This window comes from Erwinia sp. 2186, from assembly GCF_057812255.1.
In genome coordinates this window covers 21,910-37,784 of sequence record NZ_JBSZSZ010000002.1, presented here as the reverse complement: position 1 = coordinate 37,784, position 15,875 = coordinate 21,910, and the positions used below count along the sequence as shown (strand labels likewise).

At 61.8% G+C, this 15,875-nt stretch carries 21 protein-coding genes; 1 reads left to right on the top strand and 20 read right to left on the bottom strand.

The annotated features are described in order from the left end of the window. Window positions 1-6: 6 nt before the first annotated feature. The 7 genes from ACXKZG_RS23740 to ACXKZG_RS23710 are packed head-to-tail and all read right to left on the bottom strand — an operon-like array spanning window position 7 to window position 4,483. Window positions 7-1,548 (bottom strand): TIGR03752 family integrating conjugative element protein, encoded by a 1,542-nt coding sequence (locus tag ACXKZG_RS23740; protein WP_192073414.1) that lies wholly within the window; start codon window positions 1,546-1,548, stop codon window positions 7-9. Next, on the bottom strand, window positions 1,538-2,455 hold the full coding sequence (locus ACXKZG_RS23735) for a TIGR03749 family integrating conjugative element protein (RefSeq protein WP_413787410.1): 918 nt from the start codon (window positions 2,453-2,455) through the stop codon (window positions 1,538-1,540). The genes ACXKZG_RS23740 and ACXKZG_RS23735 overlap by 11 nt, the downstream gene beginning before the upstream one ends. Continuing rightward, window positions 2,455-3,111: a PFL_4703 family integrating conjugative element protein gene (locus tag ACXKZG_RS23730; RefSeq protein WP_110412169.1), complete on the bottom strand. Its 657-nt coding sequence runs from the start codon at window positions 3,109-3,111 to the stop codon at window positions 2,455-2,457. The genes ACXKZG_RS23735 and ACXKZG_RS23730 overlap by 1 nt, the downstream gene beginning before the upstream one ends. Then, a complete protein-coding gene (locus ACXKZG_RS23725) occupies window positions 3,108-3,473 on the bottom strand; it encodes a TIGR03750 family conjugal transfer protein (protein ID WP_067437301.1) in 366 nt (121 codons plus the stop codon). Before ACXKZG_RS23725 ends, ACXKZG_RS23730 begins: the two co-directional genes overlap by 4 nt. Before the next feature lie 13 nt (window positions 3,474-3,486). Beyond that, window positions 3,487-3,876: a TIGR03745 family integrating conjugative element membrane protein gene (locus ACXKZG_RS23720; protein WP_110412170.1), complete on the bottom strand. Its 390-nt coding sequence runs from the start codon at window positions 3,874-3,876 to the stop codon at window positions 3,487-3,489. Between the two features lie 29 nt (window positions 3,877-3,905). Further along, window positions 3,906-4,148 carry a TIGR03758 family integrating conjugative element protein gene (locus ACXKZG_RS23715; RefSeq protein WP_110412171.1) on the bottom strand — a complete coding sequence of 81 codons (243 nt, stop codon included), beginning with the start codon at window positions 4,146-4,148 and terminating at the stop codon, window positions 3,906-3,908. After that, on the bottom strand, window positions 4,148-4,483 hold the full coding sequence (locus tag ACXKZG_RS23710; RefSeq protein ID WP_110412172.1) for an integrative conjugative element protein, RAQPRD family: 336 nt from the start codon (window positions 4,481-4,483) through the stop codon (window positions 4,148-4,150). The genes ACXKZG_RS23715 and ACXKZG_RS23710 overlap by 1 nt, the downstream gene beginning before the upstream one ends. 297 nt (window positions 4,484-4,780) lie before the next feature. Here ACXKZG_RS23710 and ACXKZG_RS23705 point away from each other — a divergent pair, with 297 nt between their 5' ends. Continuing rightward, window positions 4,781-5,023, top strand: a complete 243-nt coding sequence (locus tag ACXKZG_RS23705; protein WP_133846904.1) for a DNA polymerase III subunit theta — start codon at window positions 4,781-4,783, stop codon at window positions 5,021-5,023. 42 nt (window positions 5,024-5,065) lie between these two features. Here ACXKZG_RS23705 and ACXKZG_RS23700 read toward each other — a convergent pair whose 3' ends face one another. The 13 genes from ACXKZG_RS23700 to ACXKZG_RS23640 form a co-directional block, all read right to left on the bottom strand. Beyond that, window positions 5,066-5,836, bottom strand: coding sequence for a TIGR03747 family integrating conjugative element membrane protein (locus ACXKZG_RS23700; protein WP_192073415.1), 771 nt, complete (start codon window positions 5,834-5,836; stop codon window positions 5,066-5,068). Continuing rightward, complete coding sequence (traD, locus tag ACXKZG_RS23695; protein WP_192073416.1) at window positions 5,829-7,934, bottom strand: type IV conjugative transfer system coupling protein TraD; 2,106 nt, start codon at window positions 7,932-7,934, stop codon at window positions 5,829-5,831. The genes ACXKZG_RS23700 and traD overlap by 8 nt, the downstream gene beginning before the upstream one ends. Beyond that, window positions 7,927-8,499 (bottom strand): restriction endonuclease, encoded by a 573-nt coding sequence (locus ACXKZG_RS23690; RefSeq protein WP_192073438.1) that lies wholly within the window; start codon window positions 8,497-8,499, stop codon window positions 7,927-7,929. Before ACXKZG_RS23690 ends, traD begins: the two co-directional genes overlap by 8 nt. Next, window positions 8,499-9,005 (bottom strand): integrating conjugative element protein, encoded by a 507-nt coding sequence (locus ACXKZG_RS23685; protein ID WP_192073417.1) that lies wholly within the window; start codon window positions 9,003-9,005, stop codon window positions 8,499-8,501. Before ACXKZG_RS23685 ends, ACXKZG_RS23690 begins: the two co-directional genes overlap by 1 nt. Next, a complete protein-coding gene (locus tag ACXKZG_RS23680; RefSeq protein ID WP_110412178.1) occupies window positions 9,002-9,673 on the bottom strand; it encodes a lysozyme family protein in 672 nt (223 codons plus the stop codon). Before ACXKZG_RS23680 ends, ACXKZG_RS23685 begins: the two co-directional genes overlap by 4 nt. Continuing rightward, complete coding sequence (locus tag ACXKZG_RS23675) at window positions 9,652-10,371, bottom strand: TIGR03759 family integrating conjugative element protein (protein ID WP_110412179.1); 720 nt, start codon at window positions 10,369-10,371, stop codon at window positions 9,652-9,654. Before ACXKZG_RS23675 ends, ACXKZG_RS23680 begins: the two co-directional genes overlap by 22 nt. Window positions 10,372-10,381: 10 nt before the next feature. After that, window positions 10,382-11,125 (bottom strand): DUF2275 domain-containing protein, encoded by a 744-nt coding sequence (locus ACXKZG_RS23670; protein WP_192073418.1) that lies wholly within the window; start codon window positions 11,123-11,125, stop codon window positions 10,382-10,384. Continuing rightward, window positions 11,122-11,742, bottom strand: coding sequence for a PFGI-1 class ICE element type IV pilus protein PilL2 (pilL2, locus tag ACXKZG_RS23665; RefSeq protein ID WP_110412181.1), 621 nt, complete (start codon window positions 11,740-11,742; stop codon window positions 11,122-11,124). Before pilL2 ends, ACXKZG_RS23670 begins: the two co-directional genes overlap by 4 nt. A 127-nt stretch (window positions 11,743-11,869) precedes the next feature. Next, window positions 11,870-12,118: a DUF2442 domain-containing protein gene (locus ACXKZG_RS23660; protein ID WP_064703432.1), complete on the bottom strand. Its 249-nt coding sequence runs from the start codon at window positions 12,116-12,118 to the stop codon at window positions 11,870-11,872. Beyond that, window positions 12,102-12,344 (bottom strand): DUF4160 domain-containing protein, encoded by a 243-nt coding sequence (locus ACXKZG_RS23655; protein ID WP_064703431.1) that lies wholly within the window; start codon window positions 12,342-12,344, stop codon window positions 12,102-12,104. Before ACXKZG_RS23655 ends, ACXKZG_RS23660 begins: the two co-directional genes overlap by 17 nt. 103 nt (window positions 12,345-12,447) lie before the next feature. Further along, window positions 12,448-12,936 carry an STY4534 family ICE replication protein gene (locus ACXKZG_RS23650; RefSeq protein WP_110412182.1) on the bottom strand — a complete coding sequence of 163 codons (489 nt, stop codon included), beginning with the start codon at window positions 12,934-12,936 and terminating at the stop codon, window positions 12,448-12,450. Window positions 12,937-13,261: 325 nt separating this feature from the next. Next, entirely contained in the window at window positions 13,262-15,304 is a 2,043-nt protein-coding gene (locus tag ACXKZG_RS23645) for a DNA topoisomerase III (protein ID WP_192073419.1), read from the bottom strand. A 15-nt stretch (window positions 15,305-15,319) separates the two neighbouring features. Then, window positions 15,320-15,874 carry a hypothetical protein gene (locus tag ACXKZG_RS23640; protein ID WP_476447762.1) on the bottom strand — a complete coding sequence of 185 codons (555 nt, stop codon included), beginning with the start codon at window positions 15,872-15,874 and terminating at the stop codon, window positions 15,320-15,322. Window position 15,875: the final 1 nt, after the last annotated feature.

The following is a 15,875-nucleotide window of genomic DNA, read 5'->3' as shown; positions in this document are numbered from 1 at the left end:
TTCTCCTCAGTCGAGCCCGCCGGTGCTGCCGTCTTCACCGGGCAGGGTGAAGTCGTAGCGCACCTTGCGGCCTTTGTCTTCATAGTCGATTGCCAGCTCGCGGGTGATGTGCACGGCGAGGTGCGCGCCCGGCTGAACGTAAATGGCGTCAAAGGTCTGGCCGTAGCGCTGCTTCACCCACTCGGTGATCTCGTCGGAGCTGCCGGAAAGCGCCTTGCCGAGCACGGCCTGTCCGGCGTCGCCGGTCAGCGTGGAGGTGACGCCGCCGTAGGCGTTGGTCTGGCTGGTCTGCTGGTTCTGGCCCACCGCATCGCCGGCCGCGCCGGCAGCGCCCAGCAGGCCCAGCGTCGGCAGGTACGTGGACGCGTTGGATTTACGCGTGCCGGAAATGCATGGAATGCCGTTCTCATCGGAAATCCAGCCGATGCCGCCGTTTGTTCCGGTGTCTTTACCGCCGTTCTGTGCGTTCTGACCGTTGCCGGACTTTCCGCTGCGGTCGGGCTTCGGCAGCGTTCGCACCGTGCCGTCGGTGAACACAAAGGTAATGCTGCTGACCTGGCCCCTGACGCAGGACAGGGTCCAGTCGCCCGAGGCCGTGCCGGACACGATGGCACCCTCGACGTCCGGGAGCTCGATGCCGTTGGCGGTCAGGTTGTCTTTGCCGATAAGCACCTTGAAGGGATACGGATCGGTCACGGTGCCGTTAACCGGCACGCGGCCCAGCAGGGCGGTCATGGCGCGGCTGCCGATGAGCGTGGAGTTTTCTGGCAGGGTGTAGACCGGCTCGGCCTCGTCTTCCTCACCTTTTTCGCTGGTTGAGCCCTTAACCTGCTGTTCGTAACTGGCCTTCTGTCGGGTGACGGCATTTTCGCTCATGAAGGAGGTCGGGAAGGCCGTTGTGCCGCCGGTGCTGGCTGAGCCGTTGCTGCTGCCGCCCTGTCCGGACTGGGTACTTTTGCCGTCCTGCGGCGTTACCCACATCAGGCCGCCGCCGCCCGCCGCCGCCGCGCCGCCGCTGCCGGCGCCCATGCCGTCCAGCCCGAGGCCCAGCGGAATGTCGCCGTCCTGGCCGCCGGCCTTGTCGGCCAGCCCCTTGCCGGTTTTCTGCAGCTGGGAGGTCAGGTCGTTGATTTTTGACGTCAGCGCGTTCTGCTGCTGGCGCAGCTGCTTCTCGCGGTCGCTGAAGCCCTTCTGTACGCCCTGAACGGCCTCGTTAACCTGCCCGGACACGTTCTGATTCCGCTCGCGCAGCTTTTTATTCTCGTCCAGCAGGTCGGCGTTCTGCTTGTTTAGCGAGGCCTGCTGTTGCCGCACGGCGTTCAGGGATCCCACGATGGTTTTCAGCGTGTCCTGCGGCGTGTCACCTTCGACGCCGAGCGCCTTCAGCTCCTGCGGAGAGAGGTTCGCTAAAGCCGGGTCGGCCTGCGCTGTTGTCTGCGCGGCGGGCTCGGGCGTCTTGCTGTTGTGGCTCTTGACCGCGATAAAACCGCCGGCGATGAGAACCGTCGGCACCAGGACCTTTACCAGTCCGTTTGACTTAATCTTCATAGCGGATCACCTTCTGGGCGGAACGGGCGGCCTTGCGGGCGGTGGACGGCTCGCGCACGAACGCCTCATCGGCGCGGCCGGCGGTGACCAGGTACAGCGTGGTGGTGTCCTCCGGCGTGCCAGCGGCGCCCAGCCAGCGGTGCTGGAAGGTGGCGGTGATGAACTGGCCCTGCAGCTCACGCGGATCGAGCACGATCTTTTGGGAAGAGGTGTTGCGCACCCGCAACGCCACCACGGTTCTCCCTGCCGCGCCCCAGCCGGCCACGGGTGACACGGTCACGGGCGCCGTGGGGTAAAGCGTGGTGATGCGGGACGGCAGGTGCGGATTAACGGGATGAATCCCGGGCACGCCTTCGACCGTGCGTACCGGGGCGTACAGGTTCTGCGCGGCGTAGCGCGTCAGCAGTACCGGAATGGGCGCCTTGTAGCTGACCTTTTTGCGCCGCGCAGGCGCTTTGCTGGCGTCCTCGCCGGACGTCGGGGCAGCGTCAGCGGCGGCGCTGCTGGCCGTGCTGACGTCGCCGCTGTAGATGATTTTTACCGGCTCGGTCGGGCCCGTACCGGCGGCGCGGACGTCCAGCAGGATCACCTCGCCTGATTCCATGTCTTGCAGCTGCAGGCGGGTAACCGGGAAGTCGCTGTCGGCCTTCAGGTAGACCGCGCCGCCGGTGCTCTGCACGCGCAGCTTGCCGTTCAGCGCGGGCGGAAAGCCGACGCGCACGTTTTTATCGGCAAAAATAACGCGCTCGGTGCCGGTTTTCAGGGGGATCTGCAGGGGAACGCGCTCCCACTTCATCAGCTCGTCGGCCCGCGCCGGGGCCGTGCTCAGTATGGCTGCCGGTATCAGCGTAAGCGACAGCGCCACCAGGCAGGCGCGGGAGCTGAAGGTTAACGTTGAGCACATCATCAGAACATCCCCTTGTTGGTGTGTTTTGGCAGCTCCGGGGCGGCGGAGAGACGCTGTGGAATGCCGTCGTAGCAGTCCAGGGCCATGCCGAACGGGTTGGTCTCGGAGTCGCCGTCCCAGCGAACGACCCTGATCGGGTAGCGCACGGTCACACGCTTGACCGGCTCGGTGAGGTAGTATTCATCCGCGACCAGATCGAGCTTCACGACCCAGTTATCGCGGTCAACCACCTTCACGCTGTTGGTGTCGTAGCCGCGGCCGGGAATTTCATAAACCACGCGGACGCGGTCGGTGAGCTCGTTTTTCTCACCGCGCTGCTTAGCGTCTTCCTCAAGAAACGCCTTACACTGCGGCGTGAGGTAGGAGGACAGCGACTGAATGCGGGCGGGATAGTCCACCTTGCCGTTTTTGGGCCAGGCATTGAGCTGCTGAAAAATGTAATAGGTAAAGCCATATACCGTCGGCGGCGGGATTTCCCACCAGGGGCGGGTGCTGCCCTTGCGTAAGTCCGGCGGGTTGTGAATGGTCAGCTTTTCCGGGGCGCGCATCCAGCCGCCCAGGGCGGTCATCAGCAGTAACAGCAATACAACGCAAGCCGCCCGCAGGGTAAAAATATGCTGATCGCGGCCCTTAACCGCGTGGCGAAAACGACTCATTTGATGCTCCTGATGCTCTTGCTGCGACGCAGGGACCAGCCCCGCGAGTCGATGATTAGTGAAGGATCGCCGAAGCCCGTGCGGCGCATTTTTAGCGCGACCTGCTGCCACAGGTAGTTCTCGGGCTTGCCGCGCTTTCTGGCGGCGAGCCATCTGCCGCCAAAAGCGATCAGCACGAGCGGGAACAGCAGGGCCACCGTCGGGACCGCCAGCCAGCCAAAAATGAAGGCGAAAGGCAGGGAGAGCACAAAACCGATCCCCACCCCCGCCAGCGCCGCCATTCCCAACTCGGGGGTGGTAAACCCCCGAAAAACAACAGGCTCAGAGTTCAGGCGATCCGGCAGAAAGCGAATGGTCGCCATCCGGATGCGCTCCTTAGCTGATAACTTCGGAGGACTTGCCCAGCAGCCAGATAACGGCAACGAGCAGAACGATCCCCACCACCACGATGGAACCGAATTTGGTCCAGGAGGCGCGGTCATTACGTACCTCGCCGAACGTCACTAGGCTTGCCTCGGCCACCTTGAAGAAGGCAAAGCCGCAGAGTACCAGGCCGCCCAGCACGAGGCCGTCCTGTACGTGGCCGCTCAGGGTGCCCATCAGGCCGGTGCCGGCGCCGCTTGAGGTTGGCCCCTCAACCTGAGGCAGATCGGCCAGGGCCGGGGCGGCGGCAAACGCGCTCAGCAGGCCCGCGGTGAAGACGCGTGCCCAGGCGGATTTGGCCTTACCTGAAACGCGGGACAGAACGGAAGAAAATTTAGACATGATTTCACCTGTATTGGGTTGATTAAGGGTTAACTGCAAAACATCCAGATACTTACGACTAACAATAAAACCGTGCGGACCACGGCCCTGCCCATGGCGGCTGACTTAACGCGATCCCCGGACCAGCCCGACCAGACGTCGACGATGGCCCAGGCGGCCCAGAAAAAAAGGAAGCCAATCAGCAGGCCAAGGCACAGCAGGTGCATCCCGCTGGGTTCCAGATTTCCTGAGGCGGCTTTAAAGGCCGCTTCCTGCGCGGCGGTCATCGCCATCAGGGGCGTTCCCGGCGGTAGTTACCGGCTACGCCCGATAGATCGCGTGGCTGAGCGCGGGAAGGCTCAAGGTAAAGATCGATACCGGCGCTGATGGTGCGCAGGTCGGCGTTGGCGCGCTGGTAGTCAAAGAAGTAGCGGCCACGTTCTGCGGTATCCTCCTGAGCGGCGGCCACCCGGGCACGCTCCAGCGACGCCTGCACCTGAACGATCATGCGCTGGGCAGACGCCAGCTCATCCTTTTCAGATGCCTGAGCTGACAGCGCCGTGAGAGATGAAAGGCCCAGCACGCCGCCACACAGAAAAAGTCGGGCTACCGGGCGATAAGATTTCATATGCACCTCCAGTGGTTGTTTGGTGCGGTAAGGATGCGGAATCCGGCTGGACGGGTCAGCCGTTAACTCATTACCCGAAAATGAAAATTAATTAGGAGAGGCTGATGTAGGGCGAAGTGATTAAAATATATAAGTGTGTTGTAACTATTAAGTTCGACTGTCGCACCGCTCCGCGGCTTGCCTGCTGACGACATCACCCGAAACGAGTTCAGGTAATGTCGTCCAGCCTGATAAAGGCGGTGGTAAGATGTCCGGCATCGTCAAAGGAAAACTAACTGGCTTATTGAGGACACATTTATGTCGCATAACCTGGCAGCCCGTACCAAAGAAGAGCGTGAGCGTATTAACGTCGATTTAGCGGCTTCGGGAGTGGTTTACAGAGAGCGCCTGAACCAGCCGGTGATCCCCAGAGAGGTCGAACTGCAACAGCCTGTAGAGCTCAGGGAATATTTTAATGAGCGGCTTCAGCATTACAGGAAAGTTAGCCAGCAGTATCCGCGAGGCACGGATCCTGTGTATCAGAAAGAAGAAAGTAAGTGACCTGAACCGACTAAAAGGCCCGCAACTGCGGGCCTGGGGAGATCAAAGGTACTTTTTAAATGACGCGGTGGTTACCGTAATGGCAAGCCCGAGCATAATGGCCGCGGGCAGCAGCAGAAGGTTGGGATAGACCGCTGACGGCCACGACAGGTACGCCATTGCCGGTATGTAGACCGCCGGCTTAATCAGCCTTTTTGCCCGGTGATATAAAAACGACGACTCATAGCCCGCCCCGTAGCGACGCAGGTCGCGGCGTCCCAGCCCTTCCACCACGGCTACGCCGATAACCAGCACAAACAGCGGGATGGAGAGCGTCAGTATCGTGACACGGATAAGCGTTACAACGGCCACCCAGACGGTGGCAAGCAGATACTGCTGCAGATAGCCGGCGAGCCAGCTGCTGCCTGACTTCAGCTGACGGGATATCTCGTTGCCGCTGTTCATTTCCGATTCATACATTGACTGCACCCAGCCCACAAAACCGCTGTCAACGAAGGCCCACTGATACGCAAACGTGATCCAGTGCGTAACGGTGACGGAGGGTTCAGAGAGCAGCAGGCTGCGGGTAAAATCCGATGACAGGTAACTCATTTCCGTCGTCATCACCTGCTGACTGTGTGCGGCGCCCATTTCCGGCCAGAAAAATGCGATCCCGATGTATTCCACAATCAGGCTCAGAAAAAGGGAGGCCAGGATCATGCCGGCCAGCTTCCACGGCCAGCCCCAGACCAGGTTGTAAATAAGCCCGTGCTCGCGCGGCGGAACCGGCTGCTGCGGATTCTGTGGCGTGACGTTGCGGCGCGGTTCAGCCATTGTCCTCTCCTTTCGTCACGGCCGGGGCAACGTGGCCGGCGCCGCCGTTCCACCACCCTTCGCTGCTGTGGTAATTACGGCGCATCTCTTCGGCCAGGCGGGTAATATCGTCCGGCATGTGCTCATCGGCGGCGTCGCCGGCGGGCAGCGGCATGCGGATTTTCCAGAGCTGCCCGCCCTCAAGCAGGGCGAATGCTTGCCCTTTCGGCAGCGACACGATATCCGACGGTTCCAGCAGCGGCACCTTGATCGTGCCGACGCGGTCCTGCGTGCTGGAGGTAAAGTCGTGATTAACGGTGACGTCTGCTGAATCCTGGTGCCCGGAGACCAGCGTTTTGCTGTAGATTTCAACCTGCGGCAGCTGGGTGGTCAGCAGCTCCGCCGTCCGGTTCTCACGTACGCGCAGCATGATGAGGTTGTTAAAGTTACCCTGCACCTGGGACGTTTTGGCCGCGCTGCCGATACGCGCCTCAATATCAGAGGACGTCTGCGTGTAGGCCGTGACCTGCATCCCCGCGCCGCCGCCCTTGTTGATCAGGGGGATAAACTCATCGCCCATCAGCTCGTTGAACTCATCACAGTGAAGGTTAATCGGATTTTTTCGGTCGTCCGCTCTCGGCAGGCCCGCGTTGATGCCGTGCTTGTAAATGTGGCCGGCAACACTCACCAGGTCGGCAAACATACTGTTGCCCACCGCGCTGCCCACCTCACTGTCGCTGAGCGCGTCGAGGCCGATGTACACCACCCCTTTTTTACGGATCACCTGCTCCCAGTCAAAGATTGGGCGCGGGTCTTCCATGTTGAGGTAATCAGGCGACAGCAGCTCGGCGGTTTTGCCCGTGGTCAGCTTCTCCAGCAGCGGCAGAAGGGACGCCACTATCTTGTCGAAGTAGGTCCGGTCGTAGCGCACGGCGGAGCGCAGGCCGTCCAGTATCGGGTCGTACAGCTGCTGCCCCTGTTCGGAGCTTAGCGCCACCTCATATGCCCAGATGCGCACGGCGTCCGGCTGTCCCTGCATGTTGCGGGGCACGTCATCCTCACCGAAGAGTTTAAGGTTGTTTTCGATCTGCTTACTCAGATCGGGAAGTTTGTCCGTAATGACTTTCACCGCGTAGCGCAGGTACAGGTCCGCGATGTTGTTCACGTAGCGCGTGATCAGCGTGTAGTCGGGCCGTTCGCCCAGCGCAACCAGCGCCCGCGCTACGATGTTCACGAATCGCCAGGCAAACTCCCGGAATGCCGCGCTGTTGCCTTCGCCGCTCAGCTGCCCGGCCACGCGCGATGCGACCTCAGAGACGCGCCCGAACCGCCCCACGGCGTTATAGCGGGCAGATATGTCGGGCCACCCGAGGTGGAAGATGGTCAGCTCGTCGCCGCGACCGGCGCGGTGCGCCTCCGCCCACACACGCTTGAGCAGGTCAGCGTCCCCTTTTGGATCAAACACGATCGTCGTGTCGCCGCGCCGGATGTCCTGGGTGATCAGCAGCTCGGCCAGCCGGGTTTTACCCACGCGCGTCGTGCCGTAGACCACCGTGTGCCCCACGCGCTCGCGCAGATCAAGCGTGACGTCGATTTCATTGGGTTCGATACCGTGTATGGCCGGGTTGCCGCCGACTGGCGGCAGCGGGCGGACCGGATTCAGAACGGAGTCGGCGTTCAGCAGTTTGCTCAGTGCGGGCAGCCGCTTTTCCGTAGCCTCCTCGGCGCGGCGCGCCAGCTGGTACAGCCTGGATGGCTGCAGGTAGTGGGCGACCTCGGGGCGCAGTGTGTCGCGCAGGCGCTGGGTATGCGTCTGCGTCCAGCGAAATCCCCGGCCGATAAAGAGCCGTCGTTTGCTCAGCGGGATCTGCCGGGAGGTCATCACGTAGCGCGGCAGCCGGCGCAGGTTGCGCCGGTAGCGGATCACCTGCATGCCCTGACGGGCGCGCACGATGGACAGCACGGCAAAACCGCCTGCCGTAACGTAGCTGACGGAGGGGGCAAGGGCGACCGCCCAGGGCGCGGTGACGCACACCACGGCGGCGGTGCCCGCCACGGCGGCCGTGTTCAGCTCAACGGCCGGGCGCAGCAGCGCTTCTATAACGTAGCGGTTACTCATGGGACCATTCCTTCAGTGAAATGCCGGACAGCAGCCTCAGCAGATTTTGCCCGCTGATGATCTTCAGCCGGGAAGAGGTCCGGCAGACGGCCCGGCTCATCTGCCCGGTTCTGCCGGTATGGATAAAAAAACCGCGCTGGCCGGCACGGGAAAGCAGCGCATCAAAATCCCGGACGTGCCCGGGGGAAATGGCCCGGCTGTAGCGCTTGGCCTGTATCAGCCAGCACTCACCGTTGATAAACACCTTCCCGTCCAGGCCGCCATCGCCGCTGTAAGAAGCGTTGCGCTCGACCTTCAGCCCCTGCCGCTCAAAGGCCAGCAGCAGCAGCTCCTCAAAAACGTAGGGATTAATTTTGCGCAGGTAACTCATCCGCTGGCCGTCGCCGTTCAGTTCGCGCAGGCGCTGATGCACGCGCGCGGCGGTGGCGCGATAGCGACGGTGCCGGCGGGCGGTGGCCGTCTCCCGGCGAAACAGCCACGCGACGACGATAAGCAGGACGACAAGCCCCGCGGCAAGCAGCGGATTGACCGACAGCAGCAGGGCAACGGCTTGGGGCGTGCCCATCATGGCGCGGGCTCCTGGGTCAGCCCGCCGTCGGTAATTAGCACGGGGTAATGCGTCAGTTGCAGGCGGCGCGCCAGATCTGAACCGGAGGCCGGGGCAAGGGTCATGCCGGGCGCCAGGCCGCGCAGTCCGTCAAGGGCGTCCTGGCTGTCCACGTTCACGACCAGCCCCACGGCGCCTCTGGCCGACAGGCGCTGCGCGTTATGCCGCAGCCAGGACCGGGATACATCATCGTCTCCGATGACGAACAGCGCGCCGATGCCGGGCAGCTGCAGGTCGCGCGGGTTGACCGCGCCCGGCGACATTTCCGGCGTGGTCACAGGCAGCATGGCCGCTTCGCCCTGGGCGGGCGGCGCAGAAACGGGTGCCGGCGAGTCCTGCCGGTTAACCGCGTCAAAAATGGCCTGCGTGCTCTGTCCTCCGAGGTCGGCCAGCACGTTCAGCTCCGCGTGGGCCGAGAGCGACAGCAGGATGAGGGGCATGGCAAAAAAGCGGACGTTTTTCATGGTCTCGGGCTCCTGGGTTCAATCCAGACGAATCCGGTGTTGGAAGTAGCAGCGGGCACAGGGGCATTGTCCGCCAGCTGCACGGGAGCCGGTGCCGGGCTGTTATCCACGGGGGCCGGCTGCGAAGGCGGCGACTGCAGCGTGGCAAGCTTTGTTCTGATAAAGGAGCGGTAGCGCGCGGCGGCCTGTCCGCCGGCGGGATGGTGATAGCAGCCGGCGGCGTCCAGCCAGCTGCCGGGCTTACGGTCCCAGCATTCGCGCAGGATGACGGCGGCGGCGTTGAGGTTGGTGTACGGATCCAGCGCTTCCCAGGTGGACGTGAAGTGATCGCCGTTCCAGCCAAGGTTGACCTGCGCAATGCCCACGTCAATGCGCTTCAGGGAATGGGTTTTCATGAACACCTGCAGCGCCTGCCAGGCCTCAAGCCGGGTTTTGTAGCGATACCCCTTGCCCGCCACGTTCAGCGTCCAGGGCCAGGGACGTACACCCCGAGGCAGCGTGCGGGAGGATTCCTGCAGGGCAACAGAATACAGCGCCTCCGGTGGCACGCCGTGCTGGCGCGCCACCTTTGTATAGCCGTCGGGTACGGTCTGCATGCCGGATGACCAGCAGTTTGCCGACGCCAGCAGCAGCAGGGCCGCGCCGGTCAGTACGCTGCGAGTTGCCATCCGTTTTCCCCCTGCTGCAGCACCACGGGCATCATGCCGTTGCCGAACCGCATCCAGCGGCCGCCGTCGTGATTAAGCGTGATCTCACGGCTGCGTACCCTGTCCAGCGGGATGTGATGCGCTTTGGCCCAGCTGCGCAGCGCGTCGTCATCGCCCTGGCTGTCAACCAGATAGATATCGACCGGACGGTCGTCGGCCAGCACGGCGGACAGTCGCGCGTCACACTGCGTGCATCCGGCAGACTTCACGAACAGCGCCAGTCGCCCGCCGGTGTCGTGGGCAATGCCGGCGGCATTACCCATGTTAACCGCCAGCGTGTTGGGGTACAGCCGCTGCCAGGCGCTGTTCACCTCGCGCTGAAATTCCATTTCTTTCTGCGTGCGGGCAAACTCCTGCTTTACCCACTTCTCGGCGTACTGACGGCGCTCTTCGGCGCTGCGTGCCTCGATGCCGAGCGTGGAGAGTGGATCGAGGCCGGGCGACTGCGTGCCCCGGGGGCCGTTCATCAGCTGCTTATAGCGCTGATAGTCCTGCTGGTTCAGCCCCCACTGCCCCGCCTGCTGCTGCAGATCCTGAACCGCGCTTTGACCGGTGTGCTGCGCGTCCGTAGCCTGGCCCTGGCTGTCAGTGGTCTGGATACTCGCGTACGCGGTGCCGCCGCAGGTAAGTAGCAACAGAATCAATGCTTTTATCTTCATTTCGACTCCGTTAGTGAACGTTAACGGTGGTTACATGCCCGTTTACCCGAAACTGCGCCTGTCCGTATCCGGCGCTAATCAGCGTCCAGCCCTGCACGGACTGGCCTTCGCCGATAAGGCGGATCTGCGACAGGTCGCTGAAGCCCTGCGGGGCTACGGCGGCAAAGGACGTTGTGCCCCGCTTTTCCACGCCGGTCAGCACAAACGGCGCGCGGCGTGCCACTTTCAGGGCGGCACGATGTGGCTTAGCGGGTGCCGGCTTTTTTACGGCGGGCGGGGTGTTGGCCTCGGGCGTCTTTTTCGACGTGTCCTGTAGTGCGTTCAGCTGCGCGTCAAGCCCGGAAAGCTGCGCCTGCATGCTCTGCCGGGCGGCGCTGAGATCGACGACGGCCTGCTGCAGGGCACCAAGCGCCGGGCCGCTCCGGTCCTCCTTCAGCGCGGCCTGAAGTGCGGCGATCTGCTGCTGCTGCCGTTTCAGATCTACGCCGTACGCCTTCAGGCTGTCCTGCAGGGGCGTAAGATCGGACTGGGTCAGCGCCTGCGAATACACCACGTTTTGCTGTTTTTCGACGTGGGCGAGACGTTGATCGAGCGCGCTCACGCTTTTAAGGGAAATAAACGTCAGGCCGGCCACGGCCAGCGCCACCGCGACGCCGCCATAAAGCGGCAGTCGGCGCAGAATCGCCGCGCCTTTGCGTGGCTTCTGCTGCACTTCACCGGCGAAATCTTCTTCATCAAGGGCGGGATTGCTCATTTTGTCAGAAACCCTCCGCGTACGGGCTGGCCCTGAATCACCGGCGGGGCAATGGTGTTGCCGGACGCCTCAGGCAGTGCGGCGGTGCGCGGCGACAGCTGGGTGGCCGGAAGCTGATAACCGGCGCGCAGGCTGTGGCACACCACGCGCTGCACGTCGTCCACCTCAAGCTGCCAGGCCGCGCCGGCCATTACCTGTAGCGCGGTGCGCAGACGCATCGGGCCGAGCTGATACTGCACCGCCGGCAGCGGCTGCCGGTATAGCACGCCGTTGGCCTGGCCGGTCTGACAGAGCGAGTAACCGGACTGCTTCAGGGCATAGCGCATGGCGTCGGCGACCGTAGGTTGTACGGACGGGGGAATGCGGATGTCGATAATCTGGGAAAGCGGATCCTGCTGGGCTGCCTGCGGGTCGGTGCTGACCAGAAGGTAACGGTCGTAGCGCACCACCTCCGGCGCGCGCCCGTAGGGATCGTCGGCCGGAGTCTGGACGTTGCGGGAGACGCTGACCGACGGCGTCGGCTGGACGGGCGCCCGCTCCTGCAGCTTCTGGGGCGGCGTGGCGCATCCCGTCAGCAGCACGAAGGGCAGAACGGCGGCGAGGGCGTGTAGTTTCATCTGAAGATTCCTGTAGGTGACAGAACAGGCATCACTGTGCGGAACTCTTCAGCGGGCTTCCACGAACAACTCTTTTTCCGGATCCAAAAAAAAACGCCGACCGGGGTCAGCGTTCAGGCAGGGCGCGTCAGGCGACCTGATGAGGAGGGTGCGTGATGTCACCGCGCCCCTGTATCAGCCCCTCAACGGAGATGTCTTCGTCAAGGGCGTCCCAGTGTATGCCACGGGGAGATAGTTCGTAGTCGTTGCGCTGCTCGGGCGTGGCGTCAAGCAGCCGCGGAAACCAGGACAGCGGTACGCCAAGCGTGCGATCGTCCGTGAGTTCAACCCACATGGTGGAGTCATCGAACCGGACGTCTCTAGCTGAAATAGTCATTCCAGGCCTCCAGTAGTGTCGTTTTGTGTAGCTTCACCAGTACGAACAGCTCTTTAAGGGTCCGTGAGTCAAATCCGTCATTTCTTGCCAGCGCCACCACGGGTTCAAGCCAGAACTTAGCTTCAGCGCCAGATTTGGAAACGTGGATATGCGCGGGTTCACGCGGATTGCCTTCGTTGGAGTAGAAAAAGAACCGAAAACCGTTCAGCCGAAGTATGACAGGCATCGTCAGTAACCTTTAGGGAATTATGGTGGAGATTACAGCGGCAGTCAAAACCCTGCAAGCGCCGTAAAACTGCCCGTGAAAGGGCAGATTTGGGAGGATAAAATCAGAACGAGTTGTCAGCGTAGGACGGCGCCTGCTCTGAGCCACTCTGTGCCGGCGGCGCATCGCTGCGTTCCGGTTTGTAGACCATGTCCTGACCGATTTTAATCCAGTCTACCTTGATCAGTCGGGCCTTCAGGCTGACGCGGCTTTCGCCGGCGTGCTCACCGTTTTTCAGCTGAAAAATGTCGGTTGACGGGTTGCTCAGAGAAAACCCGATCAGCACCTTCTTGTCCTCATCAACCGCCTTCTGGCAGCGGTTAATCAGGCTACTGGCTTCTTTGCCGGCAACCGTTACGTCAAAACGAACGTAGGAAGGACTGTCACTCGGGCCGGATAGCGCGTTAATCACGCAGCTGATGAAGGTGCCGGACTGCGCGTTAACCTGCCGGACGTTACTCAGGTAACCCAGGCCTTTTATGGTCAGGTTAAAGTAATCGTTGCGGCTGGCGGCGGACGTGGTGGTGGCGGACTGCGCGTTGTTTACAGACATGATGTTATCTCCGGGGGGCAAAAAAAATCGACGGAGAAAACTTCGGCCCGGACGGGAGAAGTCTTCCCGTCGGGGAGTCAGATTCAGGTGAGTCTGACTGTCTGGTTAGTTGAATAAACCCTGATCGTCAGGCAGTAGGTGCCATATGTTGACGATATCTGCTTCCAAAGGTGCGCAGATGTACCACACAGTGTGCGCTCCCTTTCAGGCTACAGGAGCTTTCTGTTCAGCCACCCGAAGGCGATTCTCTCAGGCTGATGAATCATTGGTGGTCGTCAGAGACGACGGATAAGCCCTTTTATTTTTAGGCCGCGCGTTCGCAATGTCAACCGTCCACCTGTAAAACGCCCGGGGCTTTTGGCCCGCTGCTCCTGCGCTTCCCGGCGGCCCGGCGTTTTGTTTTGCGGTTGGCCTCACCAACGATCCCCTTGCATTCCGGGTACTGAACGCAGCCCCAGAACGTGCCCTCTTTACCCGTTCGCTGACGCATCGCCTTGCCGCAGAGCGGACAGTCTGGACCGACCGGCACTGTGACGTGAAACGGCTGCGCGCGCCCCTTTTCAATCAGGTGACGCGTCCACTGCGCCTGTTTTTGCATAAAGCCGTGCAGATCCGATTTCCCCTGCGCGATATCGTCCAGCGCCTGCTCCCAGAGAGCTGTCATGCCGGGGCTGGTCAGCGTCTCCGGTAGCGCGGCGATCAGCTCGCGGGCCATCTGAGTGGAGTGGATGTGTTTCCCTTTTTTCTCCAGGTATCGACGCTTGAAAAGCGTTTCCAGCACGCCGCTGCGCGTGGCCTCCGTACCCAGCCCGGCGTTTTCCCGCAGCACCTTTTTGAGCTGGGGATCGCTGACCAGGCTGGCGGCATTTTTCATGGCCGCAATCAGCGTGCCCTCGGTCATGGGCGCGGGCGCTTTCGTCACGTTGTCTTTTACGGTCCCGCCCTTAACGCGGCATACGTCGCCTTTATCGAGCGGCGGCAGGCTGGCCGGCGCGTCCTCTTCGCCTTCCGCCTCGTCGTCGTCCTGCAGGCCGCTGAACAGCGCTTTCCAGCCGGGCACCACGGTAACGCGTCCGCGCGTCCGGAACAGCTGGTTTCCCAGGTTAAACGTCGCGCCGGTGACGTCAGATTCCTGCAGCGGCATAAACTGCGCCAGATAGTGCTGACGAATAAGCTGATAAACCTTCAGCTCATCTGAGCTGAGGCGCGCCAGGTCAAATGCCTGGCGCGTGGGAATGATGGCATGGTGAGCGGTGATTTTTTTATCGTTCCATACCCGGGACATAAAGCTTTTGTCCAGGCCCGACAGCGCCGGACCGACCGAAGGGTCGGATGCCAGAACAGCGCGGAGAACGTCCGCCACCTCGTCCCGCATGGACAGCGGCAGGTAGCCGCAGTCGGTACGCGGATAGGTTGTCGCCTTGTGGGTTTCATAAAGCGCCTGCGCGATGGTCAGCACCTGGCTGGCCCCCATCCCCCACTTTCGGGAGCACACCTGCTGAAGCGTGCCGAGATCGAAGCACAGCGGCGCGGGCGTTTTTTCCCGTTTCTTCTCCGCGGTCAGAACGGTAGCCGATCCGGTTTTCTGGCAGAGCTGCAGAACGGCATTGGCAATCGGCTGATTGATGCAGCGCTTTTCCTCGTCGCAATATTGTTCTGCGCCGACCCACTCGGCGTGAAAAGTAACGCCGTCTTTTTCCAGCTGTGCCCTGACCTGCCACCAGGGTTTGGGGGTGAAGTTCGCGATCTCATTGTCGCGATTAACCACTATAGCTAGTGTCGGCGTCTGTACCCGCCCCACAGAAAACATCTCCGCATGGCCGGCCTCGCCGGCCTTCAGGGTGTACAGGCGCGTCAGATTCATCCCGATAAGCCAGTCGGCCTGCGAACGGCCGACGCCCGCCTGATACAGTTTTTCGGTTTTCTCGCCGGGCAGCATGTTCTGTAGCGCCTGGCGAATGCTGCCCTCGTCCAGCGCGGACAGCCACAGGCGGCGAATAGCGCCACGGTAGCCGCAGTACGTCATCAGTTCCCGGGCAATCACTTCGCCTTCGCGATCCGCGTCGGTGGCGATCACTACCTCGCGGGCTTTTTTCAGCAGCTTTTTAATCACGGCAAACTGATCTGCCGTTTCTTTCTTAACCACCATCTGCCAGGTTTCGGGGATCACCGGCAGCACGTTTGCCCGCCATGGCCGCCCGAACTGTTCACCGTAAGCCTCAGGCGTGGCCGTTTCCAGCAGATGCCCCACCGCCCAGGTGACGGTGACGTTCTCGCCTGAGATATATCCCTGCCCGCGCTGGCTGACGCCCAGCACTCTGGCGATATCCTTTGCCTGTGACGGTTTTTCACAAAGATAAAGCTGCACAGCTGACCTCCCGGATTAACGGACCTTGCCTGAGGCGACTTGCTTAACTTCCGTCATCAGCTTTTCAAATGCGCTGCCGGTCAGGTGCGATGCCGACGGCGACCGGTATGTGACATAAGCGCGCGTGCCGGCTCCGTTTTTTTCCAGCTCAATCTCCATATGATCGTTGTCACCTACATCACTGCCCATTCGGTAAGAACTGCCCTGTACAGCTTCCCAGACCGGATGGCTGTCTTCTATCGCGGCAGCGGCCCAGCGGCTGTTACGGTCTTTATTGCGAATATGGGCGATCTCATCAGGGGTGACATAGCCGTAATGTCGCTTGAGACGGGCGGCGGCGGTATCGATGTCAACCGGCAGGCTGAATTCGCGGTTGACACTTTCTGTTGCTCCTGTTGACGCTTTTGTCATTACAGGCATGCCATTGCCTGGATCTTCGCCACCGCCACGCAGGGTTTTACTGACGCTGAAAGCGGTATCGCTGATGTTCTTGTTTATGGCGGCCAGCTCGGTGCCGGCACAGCCGGTAAGAAGTGCGCAGACGGCGCCGGTAAGCAGTATGTTTTTCATG

Coding starts and splice junctions, on each gene's coding strand:
- ACXKZG_RS23740 (WP_192073414.1), bottom strand. CDS start 1,548: ATGAAGATTAAGTCAAACGGACTGGTAAAGGTCCTGGTGCCGACGGTT.
- ACXKZG_RS23735 (WP_413787410.1), bottom strand. CDS start 2,455: ATGATGTGCTCAACGTTAACCTTCAGCTCCCGCGCCTGCCTGGTGGCG.
- ACXKZG_RS23730 (WP_110412169.1), bottom strand. CDS start 3,111: ATGAGTCGTTTTCGCCACGCGGTTAAGGGCCGCGATCAGCATATTTTT.
- ACXKZG_RS23725 (WP_067437301.1), bottom strand. CDS start 3,473: ATGGCGACCATTCGCTTTCTGCCGGATCGCCTGAACTCTGAGCCTGTT.
- ACXKZG_RS23720 (WP_110412170.1), bottom strand. CDS start 3,876: ATGTCTAAATTTTCTTCCGTTCTGTCCCGCGTTTCAGGTAAGGCCAAA.
- ACXKZG_RS23715 (WP_110412171.1), bottom strand. CDS start 4,148: ATGGCGATGACCGCCGCGCAGGAAGCGGCCTTTAAAGCCGCCTCAGGA.
- ACXKZG_RS23710 (WP_110412172.1), bottom strand. CDS start 4,483: ATGAAATCTTATCGCCCGGTAGCCCGACTTTTTCTGTGTGGCGGCGTG.
- ACXKZG_RS23705 (WP_133846904.1), top strand. CDS start 4,781: ATGTCGCATAACCTGGCAGCCCGTACCAAAGAAGAGCGTGAGCGTATT.
- ACXKZG_RS23700 (WP_192073415.1), bottom strand. CDS start 5,836: ATGGCTGAACCGCGCCGCAACGTCACGCCACAGAATCCGCAGCAGCCG.
- traD (WP_192073416.1), bottom strand. CDS start 7,934: ATGAGTAACCGCTACGTTATAGAAGCGCTGCTGCGCCCGGCCGTTGAG.
- ACXKZG_RS23690 (WP_192073438.1), bottom strand. CDS start 8,499: ATGGGCACGCCCCAAGCCGTTGCCCTGCTGCTGTCGGTCAATCCGCTG.
- ACXKZG_RS23685 (WP_192073417.1), bottom strand. CDS start 9,005: ATGAAAAACGTCCGCTTTTTTGCCATGCCCCTCATCCTGCTGTCGCTC.
- ACXKZG_RS23680 (WP_110412178.1), bottom strand. CDS start 9,673: ATGGCAACTCGCAGCGTACTGACCGGCGCGGCCCTGCTGCTGCTGGCG.
- ACXKZG_RS23675 (WP_110412179.1), bottom strand. CDS start 10,371: ATGAAGATAAAAGCATTGATTCTGTTGCTACTTACCTGCGGCGGCACC.
- ACXKZG_RS23670 (WP_192073418.1), bottom strand. CDS start 11,125: ATGAGCAATCCCGCCCTTGATGAAGAAGATTTCGCCGGTGAAGTGCAG.
- pilL2 (WP_110412181.1), bottom strand. CDS start 11,742: ATGAAACTACACGCCCTCGCCGCCGTTCTGCCCTTCGTGCTGCTGACG.
- ACXKZG_RS23660 (WP_064703432.1), bottom strand. CDS start 12,118: ATGACTATTTCAGCTAGAGACGTCCGGTTCGATGACTCCACCATGTGG.
- ACXKZG_RS23655 (WP_064703431.1), bottom strand. CDS start 12,344: ATGCCTGTCATACTTCGGCTGAACGGTTTTCGGTTCTTTTTCTACTCC.
- ACXKZG_RS23650 (WP_110412182.1), bottom strand. CDS start 12,936: ATGTCTGTAAACAACGCGCAGTCCGCCACCACCACGTCCGCCGCCAGC.
- ACXKZG_RS23640 (WP_476447762.1), bottom strand. CDS start 15,874: ATGAAAAACATACTGCTTACCGGCGCCGTCTGCGCACTTCTTACCGGC.